Origin of the sequence: Vibrio tubiashii ATCC 19109, from assembly GCF_000772105.1 — a bacterium.
GTDB lineage: Bacteria > Pseudomonadota > Gammaproteobacteria > Enterobacterales > Vibrionaceae > Vibrio > Vibrio tubiashii.
Genome location: NZ_CP009358.1, coordinates 23,095 through 49,179 on the forward strand (window position 1 = coordinate 23,095; position 26,085 = coordinate 49,179).

The 26,085-nt window shown below is 44.1% G+C and carries 31 protein-coding genes; 9 read left to right on the forward strand and 22 right to left on the reverse strand.

Translation table 11 applies throughout. From position 1 onward, the window contains the following. Position 1: 1 nt before the first annotated feature. The 19 genes from IX91_RS25020 to IX91_RS25110 all read right to left on the reverse strand — a co-directional run bounded on the left by IX91_RS25020 (position 2) and on the right by IX91_RS25110 (position 16,312). Positions 2–1,384 carry a conjugal transfer protein TraH gene (locus IX91_RS25020; RefSeq protein WP_004744662.1) on the reverse strand — a complete coding sequence of 461 codons (1,383 nt, stop codon included), beginning with the start codon at positions 1,382–1,384 and terminating at the stop codon, positions 2–4. Continuing rightward, complete coding sequence (gene traF / locus IX91_RS25025; protein ID WP_004744663.1) at positions 1,381–1,788, reverse strand: conjugal transfer protein TraF; 408 nt, start codon at positions 1,786–1,788, stop codon at positions 1,381–1,383. Before traF (IX91_RS25025) ends, IX91_RS25020 begins: the two co-directional genes overlap by 4 nt. A 15-nt stretch (positions 1,789–1,803) precedes the next feature. Further along, positions 1,804–2,574 (reverse strand): type-F conjugative transfer system pilin assembly protein TraF, encoded by a 771-nt coding sequence (gene traF, locus IX91_RS25030; protein WP_004744664.1) that lies wholly within the window; start codon positions 2,572–2,574, stop codon positions 1,804–1,806. A 12-nt stretch (positions 2,575–2,586) separates the two neighbouring features. Further along, positions 2,587–4,335 (reverse strand): type-F conjugative transfer system mating-pair stabilization protein TraN, encoded by a 1,749-nt coding sequence (gene traN / locus IX91_RS25035; protein WP_004744665.1) that lies wholly within the window; start codon positions 4,333–4,335, stop codon positions 2,587–2,589. Next, a complete protein-coding gene (trbC, locus tag IX91_RS25040; protein WP_004744666.1) occupies positions 4,335–5,009 on the reverse strand; it encodes a type-F conjugative transfer system pilin assembly protein TrbC in 675 nt (224 codons plus the stop codon). Before trbC ends, traN begins: the two co-directional genes overlap by 1 nt. A gap of 14 nt (positions 5,010–5,023) precedes the next feature. After that, entirely contained in the window at positions 5,024–5,392 is a 369-nt protein-coding gene (locus tag IX91_RS25045) for a hypothetical protein (protein WP_004744667.1), read from the reverse strand. A 150-nt stretch (positions 5,393–5,542) separates the two neighbouring features. Next, positions 5,543–6,538, reverse strand: a complete 996-nt coding sequence (gene traU, locus IX91_RS25050) for a conjugal transfer pilus assembly protein TraU (protein ID WP_004744668.1) — start codon at positions 6,536–6,538, stop codon at positions 5,543–5,545. 9 nt (positions 6,539–6,547) lie between these two features. Further along, positions 6,548–6,940, reverse strand: coding sequence for a hypothetical protein (locus IX91_RS25055; RefSeq protein ID WP_004744669.1), 393 nt, complete (start codon positions 6,938–6,940; stop codon positions 6,548–6,550). A 9-nt stretch (positions 6,941–6,949) separates the two neighbouring features. Then, entirely contained in the window at positions 6,950–7,591 is a 642-nt protein-coding gene (gene traW / locus IX91_RS25060; protein WP_236643037.1) for a type-F conjugative transfer system protein TraW, read from the reverse strand. Positions 7,592–7,628: 37 nt separating this feature from the next. Continuing rightward, the gene (gene traC, locus IX91_RS25065; RefSeq protein WP_004744671.1) at positions 7,629–10,181 is read right to left on the reverse strand and encodes a type IV secretion system protein TraC; all 2,553 of its coding nucleotides are present in this window, start codon (positions 10,179–10,181) and stop codon (positions 7,629–7,631) included. Positions 10,182–10,184: 3 nt separating this feature from the next. After that, complete coding sequence (traV, locus tag IX91_RS25070) at positions 10,185–10,580, reverse strand: type IV conjugative transfer system lipoprotein TraV (protein WP_004744672.1); 396 nt, start codon at positions 10,578–10,580, stop codon at positions 10,185–10,187. A 21-nt stretch (positions 10,581–10,601) separates the two neighbouring features. Beyond that, positions 10,602–11,018, reverse strand: a complete 417-nt coding sequence (locus IX91_RS25075; RefSeq protein WP_004744673.1) for a hypothetical protein — start codon at positions 11,016–11,018, stop codon at positions 10,602–10,604. A 30-nt stretch (positions 11,019–11,048) separates the two neighbouring features. Next, on the reverse strand, positions 11,049–12,560 hold the full coding sequence (locus IX91_RS25080; RefSeq protein ID WP_004744674.1) for a TrbI/VirB10 family protein: 1,512 nt from the start codon (positions 12,558–12,560) through the stop codon (positions 11,049–11,051). Beyond that, positions 12,547–13,284 carry a type-F conjugative transfer system secretin TraK gene (gene traK, locus IX91_RS25085; protein WP_004744675.1) on the reverse strand — a complete coding sequence of 246 codons (738 nt, stop codon included), beginning with the start codon at positions 13,282–13,284 and terminating at the stop codon, positions 12,547–12,549. Before traK ends, IX91_RS25080 begins: the two co-directional genes overlap by 14 nt. Beyond that, on the reverse strand, positions 13,281–13,847 hold the full coding sequence (traE, locus tag IX91_RS25090; protein WP_004744676.1) for a type IV conjugative transfer system protein TraE: 567 nt from the start codon (positions 13,845–13,847) through the stop codon (positions 13,281–13,283). The genes traK and traE overlap by 4 nt, the downstream gene beginning before the upstream one ends. An 11-nt stretch (positions 13,848–13,858) precedes the next feature. After that, a complete protein-coding gene (gene traL / locus IX91_RS25095) occupies positions 13,859–14,122 on the reverse strand; it encodes a type IV conjugative transfer system protein TraL (protein WP_236643039.1) in 264 nt (87 codons plus the stop codon). Between the two features lie 39 nt (positions 14,123–14,161). Then, positions 14,162–14,449 carry a type IV conjugative transfer system pilin TraA gene (gene traA / locus IX91_RS25100; RefSeq protein ID WP_004744678.1) on the reverse strand — a complete coding sequence of 96 codons (288 nt, stop codon included), beginning with the start codon at positions 14,447–14,449 and terminating at the stop codon, positions 14,162–14,164. A gap of 173 nt (positions 14,450–14,622) precedes the next feature. Then, on the reverse strand, positions 14,623–15,120 hold the full coding sequence (locus IX91_RS25105) for a hypothetical protein (RefSeq protein ID WP_004744679.1): 498 nt from the start codon (positions 15,118–15,120) through the stop codon (positions 14,623–14,625). Between the two features lie 997 nt (positions 15,121–16,117). After that, entirely contained in the window at positions 16,118–16,312 is a 195-nt protein-coding gene (locus IX91_RS25110; RefSeq protein ID WP_004744680.1) for a TraY domain-containing protein, read from the reverse strand. A gap of 117 nt (positions 16,313–16,429) precedes the next feature. On the opposite strand from IX91_RS25110, the gene IX91_RS25115 reads away from it, so the two are divergent. From IX91_RS25115 to IX91_RS25130, 3 genes are all read left to right on the forward strand, one after another. After that, positions 16,430–17,071 (forward strand): XRE family transcriptional regulator, encoded by a 642-nt coding sequence (locus tag IX91_RS25115; protein WP_236643041.1) that lies wholly within the window; start codon positions 16,430–16,432, stop codon positions 17,069–17,071. Between the two features lie 442 nt (positions 17,072–17,513). Beyond that, positions 17,514–18,353, forward strand: coding sequence for a hypothetical protein (locus IX91_RS25120; protein ID WP_004744682.1), 840 nt, complete (start codon positions 17,514–17,516; stop codon positions 18,351–18,353). A 901-nt stretch (positions 18,354–19,254) separates the two neighbouring features. Further along, entirely contained in the window at positions 19,255–19,554 is a 300-nt protein-coding gene (locus IX91_RS25130) for a hypothetical protein (protein WP_004744684.1), read from the forward strand. Between the two features lie 1,374 nt (positions 19,555–20,928). On the opposite strand, the gene IX91_RS25140 is transcribed toward IX91_RS25130, so the two are convergent. Beyond that, the gene (locus IX91_RS25140; RefSeq protein WP_004749179.1) at positions 20,929–21,156 is read right to left on the reverse strand and encodes a hypothetical protein; all 228 of its coding nucleotides are present in this window, start codon (positions 21,154–21,156) and stop codon (positions 20,929–20,931) included. An 81-nt stretch (positions 21,157–21,237) separates the two neighbouring features. Between IX91_RS25140 and IX91_RS25145 the strand changes: the two genes are divergently transcribed. Together IX91_RS25145 and IX91_RS25155 are read left to right on the forward strand one after the other, a co-directional pair. Continuing rightward, positions 21,238–21,651 (forward strand): PD-(D/E)XK nuclease superfamily protein, encoded by a 414-nt coding sequence (locus IX91_RS25145; protein ID WP_004744686.1) that lies wholly within the window; start codon positions 21,238–21,240, stop codon positions 21,649–21,651. A 1,070-nt stretch (positions 21,652–22,721) separates the two neighbouring features. Beyond that, complete coding sequence (locus IX91_RS25155; RefSeq protein WP_004744688.1) at positions 22,722–23,351, forward strand: site-specific integrase; 630 nt, start codon at positions 22,722–22,724, stop codon at positions 23,349–23,351. 26 nt (positions 23,352–23,377) lie between these two features. On the opposite strand, the gene IX91_RS25160 is transcribed toward IX91_RS25155, so the two are convergent. Together IX91_RS25160 and IX91_RS25165 are read right to left on the reverse strand one after the other, a co-directional pair. After that, positions 23,378–23,959, reverse strand: coding sequence for a DUF2913 family protein (locus IX91_RS25160; protein WP_004744689.1), 582 nt, complete (start codon positions 23,957–23,959; stop codon positions 23,378–23,380). Positions 23,960–24,141: 182 nt separating this feature from the next. Continuing rightward, positions 24,142–24,702, reverse strand: a complete 561-nt coding sequence (locus tag IX91_RS25165; protein ID WP_004744690.1) for a type II toxin-antitoxin system PemK/MazF family toxin — start codon at positions 24,700–24,702, stop codon at positions 24,142–24,144. Between the two features lie 488 nt (positions 24,703–25,190). Between IX91_RS25165 and IX91_RS26030 the strand changes: the two genes are divergently transcribed. Genes IX91_RS26030 through IX91_RS26550 form a run of 4 tightly spaced genes read left to right on the forward strand, consistent with a single transcriptional unit; the run spans position 25,191 to position 26,084 of the window. Then, on the forward strand, positions 25,191–25,415 hold the full coding sequence (locus IX91_RS26030) for a hypothetical protein (protein ID WP_071881335.1): 225 nt from the start codon (positions 25,191–25,193) through the stop codon (positions 25,413–25,415). Positions 25,416–25,428: 13 nt separating this feature from the next. Then, positions 25,429–25,680, forward strand: coding sequence for a hypothetical protein (locus tag IX91_RS25175; protein ID WP_004744692.1), 252 nt, complete (start codon positions 25,429–25,431; stop codon positions 25,678–25,680). A gap of 7 nt (positions 25,681–25,687) precedes the next feature. Beyond that, positions 25,688–25,906: a hypothetical protein gene (locus IX91_RS25180; RefSeq protein ID WP_004744693.1), complete on the forward strand. Its 219-nt coding sequence runs from the start codon at positions 25,688–25,690 to the stop codon at positions 25,904–25,906. A gap of 10 nt (positions 25,907–25,916) precedes the next feature. After that, entirely contained in the window at positions 25,917–26,084 is a 168-nt protein-coding gene (locus IX91_RS26550; RefSeq protein WP_004744694.1) for a hypothetical protein, read from the forward strand. Position 26,085 lies beyond the last annotated feature (1 nt).

The window sequence follows — 26,085 nt, forward strand, 5'->3', positions numbered from 1 at the left end:
GTTACTCCTGGTAATCCTGGTTATTAGGAATGAGTTTAGAAAGCTGCTTTTTGCCTGTGCGTTGTTTCTCGCGTTCAGCAGCAATCAGGTCATTTTGTGCGTTGATAATTTTCATCGCCTCTTGCGTCAGTCCGTACATGAACTGCTTCGCTCTCGCCGTATCGTTCTTGATGGCTTCGATGTTGGCCAAGCTACTATTGGACGCCGACAAGGAGTGTTCGACCAGGTTGAGTGTGTTGGTCAGGTAACGATTTAGCAGCTCGATGGCCAACATGTTGGCGTAAGCAGGGGTATTCGGTACGGCACCGACCGCTGCGTTATCGAAGAAAAACTTCAATATTGGAGTTTGGATAAGCTCTATGAACCCTTTTTGTTTCGTGGTGAGCGCTTGGTCGGTCAGAACGCTTTGCCATAAGGTATCGAGCTCTTTTTGCAATTGAACCTTAAACGCATTGTTGGCAGGGATGGTCACTTTTCCTACTGTGAGTGTTAAACATCCTTCTGCTGAAGTATCCCCGCATTGGTAGCGTCGTATTTCGCCGCCATTGAGCAGCGCATCCACCATATTGTTGTCATCGGTCAGAAGGCTAGGGAAGAACCCTGGTTTGCCGTCTTTGTCATAAACAAATGTCCCAGATAAACTCATCGCAAATTGTGCTAGGTCAGTATCGCTACTGAAGTAAGCGTTTTTCATAATGGCTGACCAGGCAATGTTGTGGCTGCGCATGGTCATCGCGTTAAGAGCGGGGTCTGTGTTGGCGGCATCCAGTTGGCCATTGACCGTGCTATCGTTGTTACATTTAGAAGCCGCTTCGACCCAGTCTGAGAAGGCATTGTTTTGCGTGCCTAATGTGGCGCACACATGCTTTTTAGTTGCAGGGGCAGTCAAGGCGGCTAATCCTCCAACGGTCGCTTGCGCCGCTTCACAAGAGTTAATGGATTGATTGAGCCACTTGTCGGCCACGGCCTGTAGCTTATCCATATTTTGCTTCAATTGAGGCGCCCAGGTTTGCAGCGCTAAGTCCACAATAAAAGGTGGCGCGTTGTGAATGATGGCCTTGCCGAGTTTGGTCAGTTCATCCGAACTGATATGAGAGAATCCACCCATAAACATGTCGATGCCGCTGCACCCTGCACTTACCGAAGGAACGGTTGCATTCACCAATTGAGCATTGACGATTTTGGTGCGAACAAATAACGATCCCCCGCTGTAGTAGTTTGCACTTTGTCCTTGATAAGCAATCGGATTTGTCACGTTGGCGTTGTACCCCGAATCATCAAAGAACTTTTGTAACGAACTACTGGTACTGGCTTGCACCACAGGGCTGCCAAGGAGTGTGAGTAGCACTCCCTTAGTGATGGCATTTCGAGTGAAATGAATCATTGCAGTGCCTCCCTAACTTCGGGGTCATTGATGGCATTCGAGAAACCGCGAATCAATGTAGGGTAGTCAATATCCCCGCGACTGATTGGAGTGAATTTTTGACTGTTGACGTTGATAAGAAAGGTCGCAGGAACGATATTGCTCACGGCCAAAAATTTCTCTCTGATTTCTTGGGTCGCAGGAATGGGCACCTGAAAGCCAGGTAGACCGCCGCCGTCCATCGTAAAGGTATAAACGGTCAAACCTAACTCCTGAGAAACCTTGGTCACGCTTGGAGCAACTTTGTGGCAATACGGACAGCTACTTTGCATAAGGAACACTAGAGCATACTCATTACTCATCCCTGCATGGGAGGGTGAGACTGAAAGGCTAAACCAAACAAGTAAGGTTGAAAGAAAGCGCATAATGGTTCTCCAGTGTCAGTAGTTGGATTGAGTGAAGTCGGTTGCTACGTTGTAGAAGCGTTGCAGCAGTCTGGATTGCGAGATAAAGCCATAGGCAAGAGGCTTTATTTCTTTTGTGTTGGGGTTGACGAGAAACAGGGCAGGGGTAAAGTCAGCGACTATTTTTCCCTGATTGTTCCGATTTTCACGTATCGATGATATGAACTGCTCATCATCGCTTAGCCCTAAGAGCTCTAAGTTGTAACTGTCAGCAAAAGACTGAATCGAAGGTGCTAACTGTTGCGTGACCGCATCCTGTCCTTCGTAAACAAAAAACAGTCCCCAACCTTTCCTGGCCATCTCACGCACTTTGTTTTTGTGCTTGGTTTCCAGGGCTGCAAGGTAGGGTTTGCGAGCGGTTTGCTCAGTGGGGTGCTCTAGGGTGTATGACAGTTCAGGGTGTTCGACTAGGAGCTGCTTAAAAGTCATCCCTATTTGGTCGGTTTGCGATGTAATGTAGCGATTGAGCTCTAAAAAGCGCCTGACTTTTTCTTTGTTTTTCGGGTCAATGGTGGCTGCGGCATTTGCTTCGTTCCATTGCTTTTTAAACCACTCTAGCTGTTCGGTAGCGCTCATTACCTTTGTGGTGCTGTTAGCGGGAAGTGCGTCAGGTTGCTTTTTGGGTTTGATTAACTTTTCGGGTTTGGGTTCGTTATAAAAACGCCAACCAGGAGGGCTTTGGTTGGCGTAAGTCGGGACACAAAAAAGCACTGCGAAAAGCAGTGCTATGAGTCTTTGCCTAATCATGGTTTTTCCTTGCTAGTTGGAATCTCCCGCAACAGAACTCTGGATTCGTTGCTTGATAACATTGGGATCAGGAAGATTAATTCTGCTGTGGAGCTCTGGGTAAAACTCGCTGAAGTCGATGCGGTCAAAGTTGATTTGTCCGAGCTCTTCAGGGGTGAGGGCGGCGCAGGTGGGCTCTTCGGCAGAGCCAAGGGTTTTACCAAGTTGACTTATGGCTCCTTGCTCTTGGATGATTTTACCAAGCTTACTGTCATACGCGCAGTATGTGCGTTTTTTACGAATACAAGCACCGAGCACTTTCTCAGCGCAATACTCGCCGATATATAGTGTTAAGCCTTTTTCTTTGGCTCGCCCGAGGGATTTTTCATCTTCATCACAAGAGGTTAAACCTATGTCGGTTCCCCAACCACCATCCTTACAACAGTTTGCAATGCCACCTATTTTTATAGAGCACTGCATGGGTTTACCCGTAAATATCTTGGGGGGATCGCCTAACCCTTTGGCGGCTTCCCCTAACGCCGCCAGAGCTGCGGCAGACTTGTCGAAATCACCATTTAGAGTAGGCGTTGAGTCGTAGCACTCTCCGTCTAGACAGAATGATTGCTCACCGCAATTGAGTGTCACGGTGCGACAGGTTTTCTTGGTGCATATCTTGGTGACTTTTTCTTCGATGCAAACCCCGTTTTGTTTAAGGCTGCACTCTCGCTTACCATCGCGGCATTCTGAAAATTGACCGCAGTTATCTGGCAAGTCGCATTCGTGCAAAACCTCATATTTCCAACAGGGGAGATAAGTAGAGACGCCGTTAATGGTTCGATATCCTGGGCCTTCGACACAACGCTCACTGACCACTGCACACTCTTTAATAAGGGAGCAATCTTTCTTCCAAGATAAAGCATTCTTAACACACTGATACCCCACACGGGTATAACCGGACGGACACACTGGAGTTGCGTTGTGATAATAACTGAGCGTGGTACAAATGGCGTAGCTATAGGTGTCTGAATAGCCATTTCTATCGCGACTACAATCCCAAGCTGAGTGACTTTTACCCCCAAAGTAACCGCGCCAGAAACCTTGACTAGGAGATACGTTCCTTCCGTCCCACCTCCAAACCGTTGTGCGCTCACCATTGTTATTACAGGTTGTTGTGTGCGTGTCAGACGAAAAGTTACTTGCATCGAGGCGACATTCATTTCGACGGGTCACACATCGAGTCCCCTCTAGAGTTCCGCTGCTGCATGTCCATGAAACGGCTATGACATCCGGTATGAATTGGGGTGTTTTGTAACAGGGTACAGGGGTTTTGGTTGGCGAATGACACACTTTCTCATAATCATCAAATAAACACTGATTACCATTGTCACAATTCACGTACTTGTTGGATTTATCGTGACTAATCTCAAATGCATTTTCTTGACCAATCAGGGCGTATCGCATCTTTTGGTCATTTTTAAAATCGGGGCGAGGTTTATTTGTGTTCTTGCTTATGCCTTGTGCCAAATCATTAGAAGCAAATGCTTGAGCTGCCTTGGCTTCCATATTTCCATCGTTCAATGACTTTTCATTGGGGTTAGCAACTTGAGCTTGGCATGTCGCATCTTTGCAATAATCATTGACGTTGAGAGGGATGTTGTTTGGCGTCAGCATGCTTTTTGATGTCTGCTTTGCCCAGTTTGCGGTGTCGTTGAAGGACTGCTCCTGGTTGGCGAAAGCAAAAAATGTCAGGAAGATAAGAGAGAGTGTGAGTGCCTTGTTCATTATTCTAACCTTTTTAGGATGTCCCTGGCGTTTTCTCCTGTATCACCTTGAGTGAGAACGTCCAAGGCTTGATAGAGTGAAATGTTCCCGTAAACAATGTCGTAGTCTTTGGGGGAGCAGGGCTGTTTTGGCAGACAGCGTCCGTCTTTTACCGATACGAAAGCCGGTACACGTTCTATGCTGAACTGCCTAAACCATTCGGGGCTTATCGAAAATCCCGCCTGAATAGGATGCTTGCTTTTAATGCCTATTAGTTGGCTTATTCTGGCGGTTGTTGCCGGGAAACCTTGAGGAAGAACACCGCGAATCACCAAAGGGACTCCGGTCTTTTCACTCTGCCTAAGCAATTGCTTTAGTGAGGTTGCAGGCATGGTTAGGGAGACAAAGACCATAACACCTTTTGGTGCGCTATCTGGATTCTCGGTTGGAACAGGGGTATTGAGAAGTTCAGTTAACGCATTGGGTTTCACTAGAGATTGAATCTTTCGGCTTGCTTCCGTTGAGGCTTGTTGATGTTGCCTGGCTTTACCCCAAACACCCTCCCAGTTGTTTGGGGGAGGGGACTGCATCATGGCGTGCTCTCGTTCTGCTAGAGCTTTGAGCTCTTCTTCCGAATAAGCATGAGAATAGGTACTCACTAAGAAGAGCAAAAAAGGAAGTATAAGTGTTTTCATTGCTTGTCTCCCGCTTACTCAAAAGCCGACAGTGGCCAAGCAAAAGTTAACCAGGGAGCGTTGGTTGTTTTAAGATGTTGAACGAGTTGATCTGCGTTGACGGTGTGGCCACAGTCATACAGCGACATAGGCTCTTTTAGAACGGACTCTTCTAGTGATTCCTCTCTACTCGTGAGGCGTGAATCTAAACAAAGTTCAATAAATGTCTCAGCCTTAGAAGCCTGTTCTGGGTGATTATCAACCCATGCACTGATTTCATGCCTCTGATGGTCTTTTAAGGTTTGTAAATATTGTGATACTTGCCCGAGTAGCAAGGCGCTAATGATGAAGAAAATAATTAAAATAGACTTGCTGATTTTTGCCAGGGTTGAGGTGGTTTTCATGAGTGATTTCCTTAATCTCCACGCATTGCGCGGTACTCCTTTCCCCCCTACAAGCGCTACGCGCTTATAGCAGTGAAAAGCGAGCTCTAATGGGGAAGGGCTGAAGTTCGATGAAGTAACGAGCTTTCTGCCCTCAAGTGAGTGTTGGAATTACAAAAAGACGCAGTTTCGCTTGCGCCATTGGACGAAACCAAAATTGTCCCCCGTTACAGGGTTGTCATGGCCAGATTCCCAAATGGTGGTTGTGGTAGTGTAGGGATGGCACCATCCCGCATCGGGTATCGGCCCAGACATTTGATAGCGATATCGGGATTTAGGCAAAATTGGTGTTGGGTACTGATAGCAGATAGCGCCATCCTCGCCTCTTGTCTCCATGATCATCCCTTGCCTATGGAGCTTATAATTGATCTTCTCCATAATTAATGTGCCTGCTTGAATGGGCGTATCTCGATAATTGGTTGTTCCCGTTAATGGATAGGCACTGCCTTGAGAGCCCATACACCAAAAGAGAGCGTCAATGGGTAACGCCGTATTGGTAGAGGTGAGCATTGCCTCGGGAACGCACGCCAACTGTGCAACCAAGTTGCCAAACAAAAGCGCTTCCGGATTGAGCACCAACGACAATTCATCATCATCCCACAAGGGGTCGATTTCAGTCATGTAGGCAATATCAAAATTATCCGTGGCCATACACGCTGTTGATTGAATAAGTTGTAGCCACCAAATGACGGGGTATTTGTACCAATGCGCTTGATAAAATCCCCCATCGCTACTGTCACTGTCTCTTGCTGTAACTCGCCCTCCAATTTTCTGTTTGTTGGCACCTCCCATTTCTAACCCCATGTTAACCATACAGTAGGGAACGCGAGTGACATCGGTGAGGGCGTAAGGCTCCCAGTAGCCTATATTCAGTCCGATTTGCATAAAAATGGGGGGGGGCTTAGGGCAATAGGAAATAGGTGAAGCGGGGTTGTTAGTATCTGGGTAATTTGAGGGAACCACGGTCGCTGAGCCTATGGTCATTGGAAACAAACAGTTCCAACAAATATCAGAAATAGGGTTAATAAAGCGGCTCACACAAGCCGCTCCTTCTGCGTTTGCATGACCGCTAATTAGAAGCAGCGTGAGAACGAACCAACGTTTCATGTTGCCTCCTTAGTTTGTGGGAGTGCCGTGCGTAGATTTGAGTAGGTTCAAGATGTTTAGACCATCTTCGATATGCCAACTCATGTTGTCTCCTGCGGTGTTTTTTTGAGCGCTTTTTATCTCATCTTGATAGTGCGTCCAATAATGCGCCAAGCTATCAATTTCCCTTCTTACGTCGGCAGTGTTGTCTTGGGTAAGGGCTTTGCTCAACTTATTCATTCCTGCAAGTATTTCTGAAAGCCACAATACATTGCGTGGTGTCTCGGTTGGCATTGGTGTCCCTTGATAGTAAGGGGTGTTGAGTCGGATGGTTGTCGCAACGTCAGCAATAAAGCAAAGTAACAGACACATTGCTTTTTCTGGGCTTTGAGCGTGCTTCTCTAAGAGTAATGGTGCGTGCATAACAAGTCCTTAGTTATTCGTATCAGATTCGTCCTCACTAAATGCGGACACATCAAATTCGTCAATTCTCCAACGAACGCCTTCTTGGTAAGCCAACGAAGGGACGTTTTTAATGTGGAGTTTGTTGGTGATAAAACCATCTTGTGCGTGGTAAATACGGGTGCCTAACATTTCAGCGGTTCTATCAAGGTTGCCGCCTGTTAGGATGTATTTGATTGGCTTTTCGTGCGTAAACTGCCTGGCAAAAGCTCTTTGTTTGGGGTCGCTTGCATCGAGAAACAGCAATACTTTTGATAGCTGAAATTTAGGAAACATCTTGGCGCTATCCTTTGGCCAGGTTGAGCTATCAAACGGATTAACGGTTTGCCCGTTACCTGCTATGACTTCTCCTGTTTTGGGGTTAGTGACTTGTCCTGGAAAGGTCATGCTAGGGTTCACATAAAACGTTTCTGGTGTCGTGGTAGTTCCAATTGGGAGAGGGGTTGGGTTGCTCACTTTATGCTTCACTCTAGCTTGAAACTCTTCTTGCATGTCAGCCAATTTGCCTGTGCGTTCGAAGTTTTTAAGCCGTTGTTCAATCCAAAGCAGCATGTCTATTTCACCAATAGGGAAGGTAGACCCCATTACCCCAAAGTTTTTTGCACTGGCCATGGTGGAGGCGCAGATTAAGGCAAGGCATAGCGCTTGCCTACAGGGATGAGATATGCGATTCGAATTCACGGATTTGATCTCCATAAAAGTGCATTGAGGTTTGATGAACAGCTTCGCTGATATCCATGCCGCTCTTGTGAAGATTTTCGCAGAACTCGTACTCCTTCGGCTCAGTGGAGTACATCGCGCGTTTGACGGGGTCGGCAAAAAATCGGTGATACGACACATGGCCACCTGCTTTCACTCGCACACTGCTGTACCCTGCGGTAGAAGATTTCTCAAAGCGCTTAATGAGGTCTTTTTCCAATGGGGTGAATGCATTGGGGTTTTCCATTAAGTATTTATTGAACCCTTCACCTTGACGAAGAATGAAGTGGATATCGGAGTTGTTGTAACAAGCTTTGGCTTCTTCATTAGCGAAAAAGTCATCAATGCCTTGTGTGACTGTGCAGAAAGAACCACCAAACTTACGAGCCGTGCGGTAGCCTTGGTTAATGAACTCTTGCGCTTGTTTATTGCTACCTGACAGTAAGCTCCAAGCCTCTTCAATGATGCACATTTTAGGGGTAGAGCGATCGCCTGAAAGGTACATTTGTTGATTAATGGTGACAATCAATGCAAATATCACACTGCGTAGTACGCTCGGTGCGAAACCATCAAGTTCAAGCGTGGTAAAGTGTACGTCAGGATCGAGCATCGATGGCTTGTTAAATAGCTCACCATTAATGCCGCCCGTACAATATTGTTCAAGTTGCACTGCGATATCTCGAATACGTATATCGTCAAGCTCTGTGTATTTCTCCATCAAAGCATCTCGGACATCATCGACGAGTGTTTTTGTTTTGTTGCGCTCCCAAGCCGTGACGATAGCGCCACCCAGAATGTTTTGCTGATAACTGGAGAGTGGATCATATGGAGAGGCTATGGTCGAAAACAAAGCGGTAATGTTATGAAGCGCTTCGGCCAGTGGATTGACCTCTTGGCCGTCATCATCGATAAAGGTTTGTCCATCCGCGATTTTACCTAGATGCGTAAATGGGCTTAAGTAAATGTTTTTATGCGTCATGTAAGTGCCACCTAACATGAGCGTGAGTTTTTTATAACTTTCGCCTTTGTCTAAGATCCACACTTTCCCCATCATGGCGTAGACGCATCGAGCGATTTCTTGAACCAGGAAACTCTTACCTGCACCAGACCCCCCCGTAAGTGCAATGTTCTGGTTATCACTGCCACAAGTAAATGCATCAAAGAAAGAAACTTGTTGGCGCATCGTGGGGAGTAAAATACCTGGTTTTAAACGCCTAAAGTCCAGAACCATGGGGAAGAAGTTCACCATGTTTGAACTTTTCAACGTTCGGACTCGACCTGCTTTCTTGGCGTCATTCCAAAATCCATCACTCATCATAAAAGGTAAGACTGAGAGTAGAGACTGTGATTGCAGCATGTTGAGCGTGATAAGATTGAGCCCCGCCCCCTCAAAGGCATTTTTTGCTGCTTGTACGTCTTGGCGTTGCCGAGTGTCGTTGGTAAACAAAGTTAGCGTTAAGGCCATCGAGGTCACAATAAACTCTTTACCGTTAAGCCCTGCTTGAATCTCTTTGCGTTCTTTGAGTTCATCTTTCGCAGTCGGCGCTAACAAAACCATCTTTGACTCTACGGTTTTCGTTAGGTCAGTGATTTTCTTGTTGTTGTCAGCCTCTTGTTTACCTGTGGGCTCACATCGGAAATTAAGAGTAAGCATGTGAGGGCAGACTATCGAACGGCTAACGTTTCGAATTGAGGCAAAGCATTCCGGTAAACCATACAATCTAAAGTCATGAGGGAGTTTAGAGAGTCCCATACTAACCAAGCGAGTCTTGACCTCTTTGCCTTTTGGTGAAGTATGGCGTATCGCCAAATGGTCACGGCGCATAAGACACTCAGTGTCGGGGGATAGCGCTTGGATGTTGAGAGGGTCGAGTGGGTTGTACTCGCGAGTGAGTGGTCTGTCTTGTTCTGGGTCAAAGTTAAGAACATCTCCGACATGCGATAGCAGCATTTCGGGGTAGACCGTCAGTGTGTCAAAGCCTAATTGAACGAGGGCAGTTTCTACTTCACTTCGAACGTCTCTTAGCGCTTCAGGATTTTTGTCACTCGTAGAAACGAAGAAGTATGCGTCATAATCGCGTAGGTCGAAGTGGTTGTTTTTCTGGTTGTGAAAAAAACCTTCCTTTGCTGCATAACGAGCGTACTGTGCATCTCGCTTGGCCATATCAGCAAGGATGCCACCACGCTGCGCCATCACTTTTTCGTTGGCATCGATGTAGTGGCCTACACGGTTGTGACCAATGAGCTGAAGTTGATAATCCCACTTTTTCCCTTGAGGGAGTGTTGTTACCAAGTTATTGAGTGAGATGATTAATTGGTCGTTTGCGCCGCCAAGCACACTGATTTGCAAACCAAAACCACGAGATGTGCGATTTTCAAAGACGTTCTCTGTGTAGTCATAGTGACGGTAGGGTAACTCTCTATGAATATGATTTTGACTCTTTTTGGCGTCTTTAAACACTGCGCTAAGGCCATTCGCTGCATTATAAAAAAGTGGTTTCATGATTTAGTCCTTTATAATTGCCTGGACAGGTTTTCCCGTCCATTCGCTTTCATCGAGAACAAAGAAAATATCGAGTGTGTCGATATAGTGGTTGTGAGTAGAGGTTTTAAAAGGGAAGATGGTGATCTTCCTTACTTCGTCTTGCGTTCGCCCTGGTTGGCCATGGCGGTCTCTGCGAGGCAACGTTGCAAATACGGAAGGCTGAACTTGAGCAGTGGAGGCATGAGAATGAGGGGAGCCAGTAGGTGTGCTATAGGCGTCGATATTCTCTCGAATTTCATTCATGCTTGTGCAGCCTTTCACGCCGCCCACTTTGTCACAGCTAAACTCTTCACCGAGTCCGGCAGCACAACCAGACAGCAGAGAAAAGCCCACTAGAACGAGTAGGATTCTGAACATAATGGTGTCCTTTAAAATAAATTAGAATGGAGCGTAGAGTGTGTGGCCATCTGAAAAGCTCACACTGGCCACATGGGTTTGATTGAGTGAACGTTTGTGTTGGTAGGTCAGCTTGTTTTGCTCAAACTTACAATAAAAGTGCTCAGCTAATGGCTTCTCTAGAAGTGCTCGATTAAGTTCTACGACACTGCGTAAAGCAATATAGCTAGGCTTGAAGTCTGGGGGGTAAAGCTTGTCTGTGTTGGCAAACTTAATCCAATCAACACCTATTCTGACTAAATCCAGAGAGAGGCAAGCGTCATTGTTGTTAAAAGGAAAGTGACATTCGATACACTTTCCTTTCCCTATATCGGTTTTTAAAAAATCCCAAAGGGATGTTTCACATGAGGCACGGAATAGATTCGATTCATCTATCCTGTGGATAGGTGGGTTGTCCATAGATACTCCTTTGCAGGATGTTTGCTACCACTATTGAGCGCTTCCGAATTGAGAGGAAGGTATACCTTCTTGAGCCAATTTTTCCGCCAGTGGATTAACGGCCTGTCCTGCTGTCATTGCAGGGCTATTCGTCAGTACACTCATTAACTGATTTTGTGGGGTGTTATTCGCGGCTTGTTCTTCTCTCTTAACTTCTGCCTCGTATTCCTCAGCAAGTAAGGGATCGAGTGGAAAGCCTTCAAGAAACACAATGTTTACGATAGCGCCTGGATTTACCTCGACAATAGGGTGATATAGCTCAGCCAGTTTGATGTAGTAATCAGCAAGCTTGCTGCCTACGCTTGAGGTAGCATTACCAAGTAAGTTAACTAACGCATCTTCGCCGTTAACGGATTGAGATGGCCCTAACGCGGTTGGTGTCGTGGTTTGAGAAAGCGCTTTTCCAGTTTCACCCAAGCCAGTGAGAATTCCAGATACCCCCGCCATTTGAACAATCTTGCCATTCTTAAGAATGGTGGTGCCTCGAATGCCGTTACGACCGAAGTTGAATGCTGTAGCTTTTACAGGAATATCCAAGATGGCTCCGTCAGGTTGAATACAGCTCATTCGATTAGTCCGAGTGATGCCTCGGCTTGCGGATATCTCGCCGTACACTGAACCCGTAATCGTACAGTTGTTTAGCTTAGATTTTTTGCCGTTAGGTAGAACGCCTGAGTTAATGGTTTGAAAGACAATCGGTGCAGTGTCGCCTTGACCAGACACTCCTGCGTTCGCGTCCGCGCCACCTGTGACAACGGCAGTGACGAATGTTCCGGTTGGCACGTAGTTGTCAGTAGTGCGAAGGGATTTTGCTTCTTCAATCGTGGCTTGCCAGTGGAAGGACTGGGTTTCAAACCCCGCGCTATCAACGGGATTTCGCTGATTTTCTTTATACGAAAACTCACCTTCGTTGGGGTTGTTGTCGGAATGTTGCGAAGTGGGGGCAGGAGGGTAACGATAGTCGCCAAAGGTGCTACCTTGACCATTCACGCTCGTTTGTTGTTCCGGTGGTAACTGCCCTTGTGTGAGTTGTGCAGTAAGTTGCTCTTTCAGGCGCTTGACCTCTTGAATCTCTTTCTCCCAGTCCTGTTTGAGTTTGTCTGAAGTGGCCTTACTGTTTCTTTCGGCTGCATCACCAATGTTGCCTAAACCTGTAGTTAAGGTTTGATTAAACGACTCTAGCGTGCCTTCAAATTTCTTGAGTACCTGATTCATAGCATCAATTTGCAATTGCTGATTGGTGAGGGCGCTTTGATTATCTCTGTCGGTGAAGTCATCGGTGACAACTGCCCCAAAAGCCACCTCCTGCTCAGGTACTTGCTGTATCGGTGTTTGAGATTCTTTTACATATGCCCAGAACCCCACTGCTGCCACACAAAGTGACAGTAAAACTGAAAGAGTCGCGATGAGGTTGCGCTTCTTGGTTGCTTGATTGATTTCGGAGCCTTGCTCGAAGTCCCCTTTCGGCTCCGAGAAGCGAGCAAAAAATTTATCGAAAATCATTGGCTCCCCCTCCTGTTATTAAGTAAAGCGTGGTTGACTCACCTGGCTTTAGGTGAAAATCATCCAGTGATGCACTTCGAGCCGAGTAGCTATAGAACTGCGCCGTGGTGAGATCGACAGCGCTATCGCCGTTATTTGTTACCTGATAAATAATCCCTGAGTAGTCTTTACCAGAAAAGACCACTTGGGGCGTCAGTGGTAAGGCCGAGTTTTTTTTGGGCAGCGTGTTGGGGTCAACATGATGTACCGAGAAGCCAGGCACGGGACTTTGGTATTTCTTCCAGTTCATCATTGCCTTAGTAAACTCAACTAAAGCGGTCGGGTAATCAAACTCACGTTCAAAGACCGATTTTTGCTCTAGGTGCGCCATGGAGTAAGTAAACTGCGTAATGAAACCAGGCGTTGCTTTTGGAGTAACAAAAAGGGCGAATAAACGCCCTTTTTCCGTTGTGAGCTGCGCAGTAAACGGGGCGCTGATATTGATGTTGAGTTTGATGGAGCCTGTTTTATCTCTTTGCTCCGCACTCGAAGAGCAAAACCCGCTAGGGCAGGTAATATCCATGATTCGGTCATCTTTTACCCGAAGTCGGTTGACGTCCAAACTGGAAAGAGAAATAGGGATAGTGTCGCCATCATTAAAGGAGTAATTGATCATGCTGACGTTCTCAGCAGCAGCAATACCAGGAAACGTCAGTGTGGCAAGAAGAAGGATTAGCCTTTTCATTTTTTTTGTTCCACACGGTTGATTGAAAGAAGAGAAATTTCGCCTTGCTCATAGCTAAACGAAACTTCGTAAACAACATTTTTTTCTGGATCTAGAGGGCGGCTACCCACATGTTTTTGTAGGTCGCCTGTAAACCGTACCTTTAAGTCCTCAAGTGCTACTTCGACTTGTACAACGTCGAAGCGGCTAGAAATATTCTCGGACTTTACTTGTCCGGCTTCTCGTAAGAGTCGAGGCTGAACGTTTGGCCATTGTTGCTCACTGACATAATCAAGTAACATTCCATATTGTCTATGGACATTGGCGGGTGTGATGTTGAGCTTCTTGTGAACCATAAATTCTCCCATCATCTCAAGGTAGGGTTCATCGACATTGCCATCCGAAACGGTGAAGGCTTTTGAGATGAAAGGAGGGACAAAGGTTCGGCTCTTGTTGTTGATAGCCTGGTAAATGCTCACACCAAGCACAATGTTGGTAATGAGCATTGCCAGGAACCCCGCCAAGAGCAGCGCACTAAGTAGGCTTTTGGTTTTAAGGCGCTCGTCTGCGATGAAGGAATCCAAGAGTGTTCTCCTTAAAATATCCAATAACGCCGCTCAGAAGAGGGCGTTCGAGTGAAGTAAGCACGGCTCAGTAAACCTTCAGTCCACCAATAAAAAGTCAGGGCTACGATGTTCTCACCGTAGCCCACTTTGATATACCGAATGCCACCGAACCATCCGAATCCAAGTATGATCCCAGTGATCGAATACCCTTGCCAAAAACAAAGGCCAAACAATATTGCAGCAGGGACAATCTCATCTCGCGGAAACCCCGCGAGACGCTTCCCTTTGTTCATGTGTCTGGGAATACTGAAAAAGAGGTCGGGATTTTCCATTTAAGCCAGTCCTACCAGTGGTGCACCAACTGCCCAAAGGATGTTGCCACCAACAAATCCACCAACACCAGCTACCCAGTTGCGAGTGGTGAAGCCAGTAATTGTTCCTAGGATTAAGCCGGAGCCTAGCATGGCTGTTTCCACCATCGATCCTTTGCCTGCACTTTCCTTGATGGCCGTTTTACCAGAAGCAAAAATATCCGCGGCAAGTGCAGGTTGCGTTGCCAGAAGAGCGCAAGCAAAGAAAAGGGCGAAAGTTAAACCGACTTGTCGTTGTGTTAAAGTCATGAGTGATTTCCTTAGTTAACATGGGTTAGAAACAACAAACGCAAAACAGCGCCGATGGGCGCTGCTTTGAGAAAACTGTTTCGAAGGGAGATGGCGTTTAAAGCGCCAACAAATGAATTTGAATGTAGAAAAGGTGTTTAGGAAAGATCGCTATATTCAATATGCCTCACTATTTAGTGAGTCTCTTGCTCTCTTTCTTGGCCATGGCGGTTGTGGTTCAGGTAGCTTTCGATAAGTCCTTCTAAGCGAGCTTCTTTCAACTCATCATCTAAGTAACCTAGATGCTTCAGTGGGTCATTATCACTAGAGATAGTTTGACTGTTGCTTAAGGCTTTATCGACTTTTGTTCTTTTTCTTGAGCAACTTAGGTGTCGGTGTTTTCCTGTAGGGCGGATACTCCATACTCGACAAGTTCCGTTGCTTGAGCTTGTAATAGCAACCTTACTTGTCTCATTAGATTCAGAGTTAGAGCACGTAGGCTCGTAAGCTATTGATTGCTTTAGTTCTGAACATACTTTTTTGAGTTCATCTATCGTTTTGTTTGTCGCCAAGCGTTCAGCATCGCGCTTAGAAACTCCGCACCGGATGAGCTTATTTTTGTAGATGTTTGCGAGCAACCTGTCCTCAGATTGAGATACGTGGAGCTGCTTATTCGAGTTTTCTTCCAACATATTATTTCCTTACCAACAGTTGATGTCCTATCACATTAATTTGGTCGGACAACCCAAAGCCCCTGCCTCGCTTGCTAAGCGTGGGGTGTGGTTAACGAATTATTTTGGGCATTCGTTGTAATAGACCCAAAGCCGCACTTTACGTTTATCAACGTTAAGCTTGGGGAGGTCTATAGCCATGGCCATGTTGTTAAAGTTCGCACATCAGGTGAAATTTAGGATGTGCAGAGCCCTACGCTTGAGCGCAGTGGCGAGATATAAGGAGTCGTTTGTTGATGTTTGAAAAGAATAAAACACAGGCACATCAACGAGTTGAGACGGTCTCTAATTGGTGCTGTTAAGTGAATGTTCTCTTCAAATATGGAATCTGCAAGTAAGCAGGATGTTGGCGAGTTCTTTATATTGGGGATTGATACCACGCGAGATATGGGCGCAAGTGTCCTGCATTATTTTATTAAGCCTTTGGGCAGGAACGCCATGAGATGAGTATGGGGCGGTATCAAATTAAATTTTAAAGAGCCAACCTAGACGTTTTTCGTCGTTGCCCATTTTTTGGGCTTTTATTTTGCGTGGGAATGTATTTGAAGTGTATTAACAAAGCAATACTGCAATTGGTTGCTGAAAAAGTATGATTTTGGTTCTGATAAGATGGTGAAAATCTTATAAATTGCTTTTTTTCAACCAGTTAGAGAAAAAATGTTGAATTTGAGACATTGTTTCAAATTATTTCATTGATTTATTGAAATGTGAGTGGTTTCACATTGAAAGCGTCCTATCACTTTAATCTGGTCGGACTTCCAGTGCCCTTGCCTCGCTTGCCAAGCGTTGGGTGTGATTGATGAATAACTGTGGGCATTCATCGTTAATAACTCAAAATCATCTCTCTACATTTACCAACGTTGAGTTTGATGTGAGCTATAAGCCATGGCCATGTTGTTAAAGAACTAATTGCCAACTTGTTTTGGTTCAAAAGTTGGACTTTTTACCGCAAAAAAACTCAGTCACTTGGGGAGAGATTCACTTTCTGTATCCACTTCTCGCGTTCTTGTTCAGGCATTAAGTACCATGCCTTTAGTACGAACTGCGCTTCTTTACGCTTAGAGCGACCATGTTTTCTACCGTCGTTTTGGAGGCCGGTATTTACATCAGGATCTAACTCAAAGTTGATGCTAACGGTTTGTTTCTTTGTCACGCATGCCCCTTGGTTTTCTCCGTTAATGCATGATCATTTGATCAGTAATTATTGTAAAGGTTTCTTATTTTATAGTAAAGATAACTTTATGTATTGTGCAGTTTTTATTAGCTTAAGTTGTTTATCTTTGCTTGTATGGAAAGATTAAGCACAAGACTCAAAAGCAAAAGAGTTGAATTTGGGTTCAGCCAGAGAGAGCTAGCTAAGAAGATTGGGGTTACTGCTACTGCTATTTCTCAATGGGAAAGAGATGAGAGCAACCCTAAGGGTGGAAGCTTACTTAAATTGGCTGAAATTTTTAACGTATCAATAGAGTGGTTGGGTTCAGGAAAAAACAAAGACAAGGCTGAGATAAATCAACACACCATAGTGGTTCCTTACTATCCTGATGTCTATGCTCCAGGTGGTTGTCGTACATTTCTGCAGAAAGAACTTAAAGATATGATTCATATCCCTAGATATATCATATCAAAGTCTTTAGAGGACGATATATTTTGCATTAGAGTGTCGGGCGATAGTATGGAACCAACGCTATATTCTGAATCAATTATAGGAATAGACGCAGGTAAAACGACAATTCACGACGGTGGAATATATGTTTTCTCATATGGTCGAGAGTTGAAAGTTAGAGAGCTTAGGCGGATTGGTTTCGAGAAAATTGTGCTAAAGAGCCACAATCCTAGTTATGCTGAAGAGTTATTGGATGCAAAAGATGTGGTTGTGCTAGGAAAAGTGGTTTGGTCGTCAAATTTTCTTTAGCGTTGTCAAGTTTATTTGTCTTGAGTTCTGTGAAGAAGGTAGTAGAATATAAGTTATCTCAGATGACCTAGTGCATTACATAGAGCACTGTCTACATAGAGAAGTTTTCTATGTAGTGAATTAGATTTGAGTAGAATGTGTTAGACCCTCAATCTAACTATATAGCATTCGCAAAAAACCGCTTATGACTCCAATGGTAAGCGGTTTTTTTGTATCTGAAATTCAGTAGCTTGATCTTTGTGCGATCTTTCTATAGATTTAGATCTGAAGTTTGGCTTGAGACCCCAAACTGACTTTTACATTGGAGATACTATGATTACATATCTGTATGGCTTACTGAAAGCCAAGCCCTTTTTTATACATAGACACATACCCTTCTTTAGACTTAAGCAAGATAGTTATATCTGTCGTTTGAGATCTTTTGACTGGAGTAGTATGTGTTATGCACTTCTCTAATTTAGATCCTTTTGCTGACGAAAGCAGCGAGCAAAGAAAGCTTAAAGATGCTGAATATCGAGCTAAGCGTAAAGCGTATAAATGCAGTCTTATCGATACTCATCATTTAGTCGTTGCTTCGGAGCAGAAAAAATCGCCTAACTTTGAGTTTGGCTTCAAAGCGAGACGTTTGTTCCCAAATGGCGAATGGAAGTACTTGCCTGAAGAGTTTGCGCGGATCTTGAAAGCGCTTGAAGAGTTTATCGATAATCCTAATCGCTTCCCTGCTCTTAACGCATGGGTGGGTTCGGCTATTAATAATATCCAATGTCGCCGACTTATCGCCAAAGTGTTGGCTTGTATGCTACCTAACACCGATTTAATCGGAGGCCGAGTAGGACTCCCCACTGAAGCGGGAATGCAGACGATTAGTTATAACCAGCTTCAGGAAGACTACGCCTTGCGGTGGGGAGAGTATATCTCTCCAAAATCTTTCGGAAAGGTAATTAGATACCTTAAGCTTGCAGGGTATTACTCATCAGAAAGAATAAATGTATGTGTGGATTCTAGTGAAGGCTCTGTCCGTAGTGCGGCCGCATATAAGCAGTTTTCAGAACGTTTCTTTAGCGACCTAAAGGTAGTTCGCTATAAAAATATAGCTCAGTTCATTCTTGCAACGAGAGAACGTCAAGAGAAAAAAGGTTTGCGCTTCAACTGGATGAGCTTTAGAACCATCGCATCAGGAATCCAAGAGATGTTCAACGCATCCACTTTGAATCGTTTTGCCGATACAACTGCAAAGATGTTCCTATCTAAGCAGATTCAACCTCGACTGCTTCCTGGTTAAATAGATTAAAACGAATCCGCGAGAGCGGAGGATTTCGCACGTCTAGAGAAAATAAATGTTCATTTTTTGAGCAACATAATCACTTAATCGCTCCAATTTAGGTGGTTTGCTTGAGTCCATCTATGTGATTGAACAAGTTAATAGTGGTTTTGCTCAAAAGGTAGCCTTAAGTTATAGCTTTAAAATTGGATGTAATTAGGGTTTCCTCTTATTGAAAATAAATACTTAAATAAACATTGAAATTAATATTGATAAATATAATCAAGGTTCGCGCTGGCTGCTATAAACGTAGTTTGTAGAGACAGTGTGAAGCAGACAAGCGATAGCGCCGTCAGGTTACTATCACGATAGCTCAACCATAAGTGATCTAATAGTACCTCCCATAAATGCCCTTTTAGTAACTACACCCATTAACATCAATAGGGCATTTATGGGCCCCAAACGTAGAGCCTTAGCTATGCGCCATACACTGAGATCGCGATAAGAAAATCGAACAATCTTACTCGCTACGCTCGCGCATTCTAGCAAGGAGAAGGGCAATTTTCGTACCATCACTATCTTCTTACCCATAAGCAATTACATTTTCTGAAAGTATGCTTCTTACTCGCTGCGCTCGCGCGTTCTGGTATTCGTCGCAAAGCTCCTCATGGTGACGTTGTCACTAAATGCGCTATCTATCTTCTTGAATTTTGCATGCAAAATTACGCTGAAAAATATTCAGGGCAAAAAGAACTGTGAAAGTAGGATAAATTCATTGGCTGTTTACCCTTTGTCAGAGAGAACACTTTGTTCTTCGGGTGCAATGTTCTTCTAATCGCCGTTTGACCCTTTATGGCGCGAAAAGGAATCATTATGTAATGATGAATTTGCATGCAAAGTTAATTATTACATGGAGTATCAAATGAAAATTACTATTGCTTTAATTTTGTCTTTATTCTTTAGTGTGGCGTCAGTTAGTGCTTCTGAGTGCGATGCAGATTTCATCGCTCATAACCAAAAGGTTGAGAGCTTAATAAATATTGGTAATGTTGAGTTAGCTGATGCACAACGTGACTGTTTAGCAGTAGAACTTGGAAAAGTAGAAACAGGTAAAAGTATTTGTCCAGCATTTCGTAATTTTGAACAAGAATTTTTAACCCTACCGAAAGCGACTCAAATTTCGTATGGGTACCACTGCAAAAAACAACTTTTAAAGACATAGTTGTAATGTTTACGCAAGTCGCGATTTATTAATAGGCATAACCTATTAGTAAATATTAGGCACTGTATATATTATGTTTGTGTAGACATTTGAACGGAGCTGCTTAGCAGTGTGTCTATGCCGCCTAATTCAATGAGTTAGGTTGACGCCCAAGAGCGCGATGACCAAAGGCTCCAGTATTTACTTCTTAGAAGTACAATAACCACCTCTAGCAGGTGGTTTTTTTGTATCTTATTTTCTGTGTCGCGGCGGTGGATTGATTGGTTTGTTGTGATGGGTGTTATGGACAACCACTGCGAATCTTATCTTACCTAGCTTTCTTGATTGTCCCGTCGTTCGTAGGAATGCGCTCTGAACATACAAGTTCAAATCGATCTCTCGCTTACTTGCTCTTGATAGTTTGAAATAGATTTCGTAGTTGCCCGTTGGGACTGGCACACGCATATAGTTTTGTCGTTGACCTTTCTTATGATTTATAAACACATTTGCGGGTCCCATGGCTTTGATGTGCTCTAACAAATCGAACGAACGAGTGTATCTGTCTTCACAAAAAGTACGTTGCTCTCCGTTTTCTACTACGACAAAACTATTGTCATGCTCATCTTTATATCCCTTCGTGAAACAATGGCAGCTAAAGGTGATTAGAATCCTATAGGATTGAGCTGGCTTTCCGTTTTTTTCCGGTATGACATAATTCCAAATGTGCGGGCGAAGGTGATCCATGTCCTTCACAATTCCATTTATCTCTATTGGTTGCCTGTTCATTTTCGGATACAACGACCTTGTTCTTATCTGTTGAGATATCCCATTCTAACTGAATTGGAAAAATAATCTTCATTTGGGGAGCTAAGGCTCATAAGTTTACGCGCTATGAAACCTTCTTAACATACCTCTACTTTTTGGTACTGATTACGCATTATATGTTAAATGCCCGACTTCATCGCGACTTATACCAGGTTTTCGCCGCTTCGCGCTTCAACATGGAATAAGTCGCTTTTTTCTGCCCAAAATTGGCGCGTTTGCTCGCTGAAAGTTTATTACAGAATTTTGCTCATATTCGGCGGGTTTTAACCGTTCACTGTATTGGTCTAGATTTGTGGCCAAAGCTCCAAAAGATCAACTTTTCTCAATTGGCTGTCCTCTGATCGTTTCCCAATCGACAAAGATGCGATTCTTGTACTTTAGAGCGGGATACGGAATAGGGGTATGAAGCCCAACGGAACGAAAACGTACGCTAACAAAAAGCGGGCATGTCATTTAAGTAATGACACAGCCAGTGGTGACACATAAGTTATGTCGTATATTGATTTTGGTGTGTTTTTTACCAGTGATCGCAGGGTATACCTAAACGTCATGCTACTTTAACTATTTGATTTAATGCTTAACGTACAAAACCGTACCGTTGGGCTTCACAGCCCGAATAGTAAAAAAGGTCACTGCATTACAGTGGGTGCAATTGTGTTGCATCTGGTTGTGTTTCTCGATGCGTTCCCCGTTGACGTTGTAACGGTAAAAGCCTTGATTGCATTTCTGACAAGGGTATTCGACCCGTTCCACATCCCCAACAGGGAAGTAGCGGCGTTTATCAGATTTGTTTGTCATAGCTGCCTCTTTGGTTGTGTGTTTTTCAAGCGCAATGAGCTTTGTTACAATGTGTCTTGTTGCATTTAAAAGGAGAACGTTGTGGCCAGAACCGAATTAGTTAAAGATATTGAATGCATTGTTGAGGGCATGGGCTTTGAGAAATCCGACTCTAGGGAGCCTAATACATATCAAAGGAATGTCTCTTATCCTAGCATTATTGAGGACAAACAAGATCGAGCCCATTTCTTACTTCACACTAGCCAAGGCGCGATACAGATCGCGGCAAAGTGGCAGGAAGTCAACGGAACTACAATAGAGAAGCTTGGCCATACTGTTCTTGATGCTGCCAATACTAACTTTGAACACTATATCGTTGTATGTGGTGGTGATAAATTGGTAACTCGAGCTATCAATTATTTGAACGATCACCGTCACATCGCGCCTAAGCTACGTTCAATGGAAGCACATGAACTCGAAGATTTCTTAAGTACTTACCTCGATGCTGTTAACTAAGATGTTTAAAGGGTATTTATACGATTCTATCGGTAATGAATGTTCTGAGGCTAAGCCTATAGAGTTGTTGGATTGCTTGGAGGCATCAATTGTCGAAGTAATGTTAACCTTTAGATATAGACCCATCGTCGTTAGTCTAGGCAATGGTTGGGCGCTGTTTGAAATCAGCCCCAAACAAAGGTTGATGGTAACGGAGGTCGAGAGTTAATCTCGACCTTTTCTTAAATTGCAGTTCTGCAATTTTCAGGGCGCAATGCTGCCCTACGGCTTCGCCTACCCGCTAGACCCCCACTAAAACAAATTTGTGGACAATCCGACGAGTCGGAACGCTAACGCTTTGACCACAGATTTGCTTTTATGGTCGCCTTGAGTCGCTATCTTGTCGATTTTATATTGTTCTGCAAACAGGTCGCTGCAGAACGGTTTTAGCAGCATAAAATAATCACCGGTTCGCGTGGCCAAACACCGATTTGTGATCTCAGAAAAGCAAGAACTAGCATTTCGTGCTGTTGCCCGTTAGACAACAATGCACATGAGTTTTCCAGACCGCTAGGTTATCTCTGGAAAGCGATTGTGTAGTGCTTGGCGAGTCCCGCCACGTTATCGGACAGGACTCGTTGTTTGCTGCTCAAATGAAAGGCAATGCGTTGCCATCAAGTAATAGTGGAACTAACCAAGGCAGCATGGAAATCATGCGATGAAGAACAGTTGGTGATATGTATATTGATAGAAACATAAGATTCCTTATTTGTGTTAATGGCATTTCGCCGAAGAACCTTTACGTTAAGGAAGGAGATAAAAAAAACCAAACAACGCCGCCTAAAAAGTCAAATAATGAAAATGCCACTTTGAGTCGTTAGCGGTGGTAAACTTTGGGCAGAACTGACCACCATTTGACCGAGAGTTTACCACTACAACATTTAGTGTTGTCTCAGCTGCTAAACGCTACTACATATTGTGGTTTGGGCGTTTTCCCCCAAACTTAGTAACGCCAGTACCTAGATCACTGATTTCTAAACTATCCACTGTTAGCGTGTGTGTTTCTTCATGTAAAACAGGAAATTACACACATGGCACTACCAACGCTCATCGAGGACAAAGACAAAACTTGGATCTTTAAAGTTATTACACAGACACCAGAGCCAGAGCTTAACGCTTGTTTAATGGGGTTCTTTCTTGGTAGTGGAATGAGTACGCTAGAAATTTGTCGCGTACAGGTTCGAGATATTGTTAAGAAGAACGGACAACTGGCAAAGTGCTTTACTGTCAAAGGCGAAGTGAGCCGAGACTTTTACCTGTCCAACACTAAGTTGCAAAACCTAATCAAGAGCTACATTGAGAAGCGTAAAAAAGATGGTGATCATCCCGACCTATACAACGGTTTTGATGAAGATGAACCGTTCTTTAAACGAAGTAATGGCGAGCACTTTAAAATCAAGCGTAGAACTACAGAAAAGGGTAATACAACCTATCATTGCAATGCTCTAAATGAGCATATCAAACGACTGTTATCCGATTCAGGCATTGAGCAGCCGAGTATTCTTAGCGGGAGACGTACATTTGCTGTAAGGCTTAAGCGTCAAGGTGTGGATGTCCCTACAATCCACTTAATGCTTGGTAATAAAACTCTTGAAACTACATTAAGGCTGATAGAGACGGATACAGTAAGTATGTTAGCCATTGCAGATATGGCGTTTTGATAGGTCTTCATTTCTAAAGCTTGCTGCTAAAGTGGATGCAAGACAAGGTGCGCCTGATATGTGGTCTCGTTCCATTCCTTCATTTCAGCCGAGAACCAACCTTGCTGTTTGATGATCGCTTCCAATTGTGGTGCTGATTCTGATTGGATCAGCATCGAGAGAGGTGCGATTTGTTGGTTATCGGTATCAAAACAATGTTCTATGTGATCCCCTAGCATGTAGAGAATTTCCGGCTCTGGTTCGCTTCCCTCTTCAAACAACCGAGATTCAATCCCATGCTCGTCGTACAAGTAGGTAAGAAGCGAATACAACCTTTCTGCTCCCGCCACTTGAGTGTTGTTCGCTTTCTCGTTGAGCTGATACAACCTCATTTCAAGGTTGCCGTTACGAGTTCGGGCTATATTGAGCATCAATTTGATGTCTTTTTTGATGTTGGCCAAATGTTTGTCTTTGGCCTTGATCTTTAAGTACTTCACCAGTATTTCGTTACGCTTGGTTGTTGGGACAAAACGTGGACTAGCTGAAACTTGAAACAACAAGTGGAGCAACGCATCTGTCACGGTGCGGTGTAGATTGTGGTAGTAGTCAAAATCTTTTTGGATCTGCATAACGAGATTGTTAGTTAGTAGGACTATTAGAATGTGGGGGTTTCTTGACCATTTTCAAGCCTAAACGGTCGGCACCACTAGAATGCAGATACGAAAAAGCCCCGTCTAATGACGAGGCTTTCCGAAACTTGCCTTGCGGCTAAAAAATAAACTTGCCTTGCGGCTACATGGTTATATTAGGATTATTTGACCGTGGCGTCAATAGTATCATTGGCACTATTGCTATCGGTGTTATCTTGAGCTGTTACAAGTATATCTCTCATACCAATCGCAATGATTACACCTTCCCTTATCTTCCTTAATGTGGCGTCAGAGACTTTTTGTGCGGCTACGAAACCTTTCCCCTGACCTAGAGGTAAATCTCTTAACCTACCACCATCGATCGTTGATATTAGGTTACATTTAGCCCAACGTTCTACACCGTAAGGATATCTTTCTGTTGCAGGAATGTCGGTATTGAGCAGCTTTACATGAAACCCTTGATATTCAGGTTCTTTCTCGACTCTTTTGGCTTCTTCTTTGGTTGCGGAGATAGGCACTACTATATATTGACCTTTGTGCTTGCCAACTACTACAACCAAACGTTTCTTTATCATCTCGTTTGGGATTCGATGATTATAATTGTATTCGTCGGCCTGATTTTTATCTGTAGTAGTTCCCTGACCTGTGCTTTTGAACTCTCCGAAAATACAGTCATATAGATGACCAATTTTTACGTTTCCCTGAATGTGTGTTCTAGCCATTTTTATTTACAGTCCTCTTTGCGCTTCGTGTGAGGACTTCTCTCGCCCAATCACTGACAGAATCATGATTTTCAGCCGCACGTTTCCACAGCGTTTTATCATCCTCTGTACACCGTATTTCTTGCTTTTTATCTAGAGTAACGTCCTGCTTAGGGCGTCCTCGCTGTCGTTTTTCTGTAGTCATAACCTCATTTTGTGTCATGACGTTTTTTAAGTCAAGATGTTTGCTTTTTATACATCTACATGTATAATAATTGTCATGACATAAAGTAATTTCAATATATGGGGCTTTTAGGGATGAGTGGAAAAGGTATGGAATGTGACTCTTTTGAATTGGTACGTATTTATGCTTATAAATCTGTAGCATTGGGGAGGAAACCAGTACCAAAACTCATCCGTAAACTAGTAGCTAAGACCATGCTACATCGAGCTTGGTTACAAGGTCATACTGGAAGCTTTTTGTTATCTGTGTTGGATAGAAGCTAGGCATGGGAGTAGACATTTCTATGGACGGTTGGGGGCAATATGGCAGTTCTACAGAGCACGAGCGATATATTGATGACTACAAATTCAAGTCACGCAAGCGCCGTTGCTCTTGTGGGTGCGATCAAGTTGCAACTCATGCAGGAATGGCTAACGGCGTCTGTCTAACAATCGGGTGTGAGCTATCGATACGCCGATGGGTTAGAGACGGTTTTAAATCAAACAAGTAGGGAGTAGTCAGTCATGGCCGCAATCAAGAAAAGGCTTTTAGACCGAGTGATCAAGCGTTTCCCTTGGGTATCTCAAGACGCTGAGATTGTTCGCTGTTACCCAAGCTTGGGAGAGCGTGAAGCAGGTGCTTTTCTATGGTTAGTCATTGGCTATGACATAGGCTCTCACTCTACGATGACGCAATGCGTGGAAGCTGAGTCTTGGGAGGTGTTCGAAAAGGAACACCACTTTGAGATATTTCCGACGAACGAATTAATGGAGTAATCAGGCAATGTCAGGGTTCGATATAAACCAAATGAATGAAGCACTGTACAAGCTGAAGCATAGCTCCACAGCGCAGCACACTGCTGAAGAAGCTTTCAACCAGATGCACCGATTTTCTAACGATCATTTACATGTTCAAGGTGTCGGTGCAACGGCTCAAAAAAGTGAAGTTCTCTCGATGCTCATTGATGATATGAGCACCGAAATTTTAAACGAACAAGAATAGTAGGGAAAATATGCAGGTTAAAAAGCTATCGGGGCGATTAGTTTTCATCCCCAAATCAAGAATTGAAATCTTGTCTCTTTGGTTTCTTTCTCAGTTCATTGGCGGTTACGAGAAAACCTATAACGAAGAAGCTTATCCAGTGGGGCGTAGGCTTAAAATCGACTTCAAAGGTCTGTAAG

Coding starts and splice junctions, on each gene's coding strand:
- IX91_RS25020 (WP_004744662.1), bottom strand. CDS start 1,384: ATGATTCATTTCACTCGAAATGCCATCACTAAGGGAGTGCTACTCACA.
- traF (WP_004744663.1), bottom strand. CDS start 1,788: ATGCGCTTTCTTTCAACCTTACTTGTTTGGTTTAGCCTTTCAGTCTCA.
- traF (WP_004744664.1), bottom strand. CDS start 2,574: ATGATTAGGCAAAGACTCATAGCACTGCTTTTCGCAGTGCTTTTTTGT.
- traN (WP_004744665.1), bottom strand. CDS start 4,335: ATGAACAAGGCACTCACACTCTCTCTTATCTTCCTGACATTTTTTGCT.
- trbC (WP_004744666.1), bottom strand. CDS start 5,009: ATGAAAACACTTATACTTCCTTTTTTGCTCTTCTTAGTGAGTACCTAT.
- IX91_RS25045 (WP_004744667.1), bottom strand. CDS start 5,392: ATGAAAACCACCTCAACCCTGGCAAAAATCAGCAAGTCTATTTTAATT.
- traU (WP_004744668.1), bottom strand. CDS start 6,538: ATGAAACGTTGGTTCGTTCTCACGCTGCTTCTAATTAGCGGTCATGCA.
- IX91_RS25055 (WP_004744669.1), bottom strand. CDS start 6,940: ATGCACGCACCATTACTCTTAGAGAAGCACGCTCAAAGCCCAGAAAAA.
- traW (WP_236643037.1), bottom strand. CDS start 7,591: ATGGCCAGTGCAAAAAACTTTGGGGTAATGGGGTCTACCTTCCCTATT.
- traC (WP_004744671.1), bottom strand. CDS start 10,181: ATGAAACCACTTTTTTATAATGCAGCGAATGGCCTTAGCGCAGTGTTT.
- traV (WP_004744672.1), bottom strand. CDS start 10,580: ATGTTCAGAATCCTACTCGTTCTAGTGGGCTTTTCTCTGCTGTCTGGT.
- IX91_RS25075 (WP_004744673.1), bottom strand. CDS start 11,018: ATGGACAACCCACCTATCCACAGGATAGATGAATCGAATCTATTCCGT.
- IX91_RS25080 (WP_004744674.1), bottom strand. CDS start 12,560: ATGATTTTCGATAAATTTTTTGCTCGCTTCTCGGAGCCGAAAGGGGAC.
- traK (WP_004744675.1), bottom strand. CDS start 13,284: ATGAAAAGGCTAATCCTTCTTCTTGCCACACTGACGTTTCCTGGTATT.
- traL (WP_236643039.1), bottom strand. CDS start 14,122: ATGAACAAAGGGAAGCGTCTCGCGGGGTTTCCGCGAGATGAGATTGTC.
- traA (WP_004744678.1), bottom strand. CDS start 14,449: ATGACTTTAACACAACGACAAGTCGGTTTAACTTTCGCCCTTTTCTTT.
- IX91_RS25105 (WP_004744679.1), bottom strand. CDS start 15,120: ATGTTGGAAGAAAACTCGAATAAGCAGCTCCACGTATCTCAATCTGAG.
- IX91_RS25120 (WP_004744682.1), top strand. CDS start 17,514: ATGCACTTCTCTAATTTAGATCCTTTTGCTGACGAAAGCAGCGAGCAA.
- IX91_RS25130 (WP_004744684.1), top strand. CDS start 19,255: ATGAAAATTACTATTGCTTTAATTTTGTCTTTATTCTTTAGTGTGGCG.
- IX91_RS25140 (WP_004749179.1), bottom strand. CDS start 21,156: ATGACAAACAAATCTGATAAACGCCGCTACTTCCCTGTTGGGGATGTG.
- IX91_RS25155 (WP_004744688.1), top strand. CDS start 22,722: ATGGCACTACCAACGCTCATCGAGGACAAAGACAAAACTTGGATCTTT.
- IX91_RS25160 (WP_004744689.1), bottom strand. CDS start 23,959: ATGCAGATCCAAAAAGATTTTGACTACTACCACAATCTACACCGCACC.
- IX91_RS25165 (WP_004744690.1), bottom strand. CDS start 24,702: ATGGCTAGAACACACATTCAGGGAAACGTAAAAATTGGTCATCTATAT.
- IX91_RS26030 (WP_071881335.1), top strand. CDS start 25,191: ATGGGAGTAGACATTTCTATGGACGGTTGGGGGCAATATGGCAGTTCT.
- IX91_RS25175 (WP_004744692.1), top strand. CDS start 25,429: ATGGCCGCAATCAAGAAAAGGCTTTTAGACCGAGTGATCAAGCGTTTC.
- IX91_RS25180 (WP_004744693.1), top strand. CDS start 25,688: ATGTCAGGGTTCGATATAAACCAAATGAATGAAGCACTGTACAAGCTG.
- IX91_RS26550 (WP_004744694.1), top strand. CDS start 25,917: ATGCAGGTTAAAAAGCTATCGGGGCGATTAGTTTTCATCCCCAAATCA.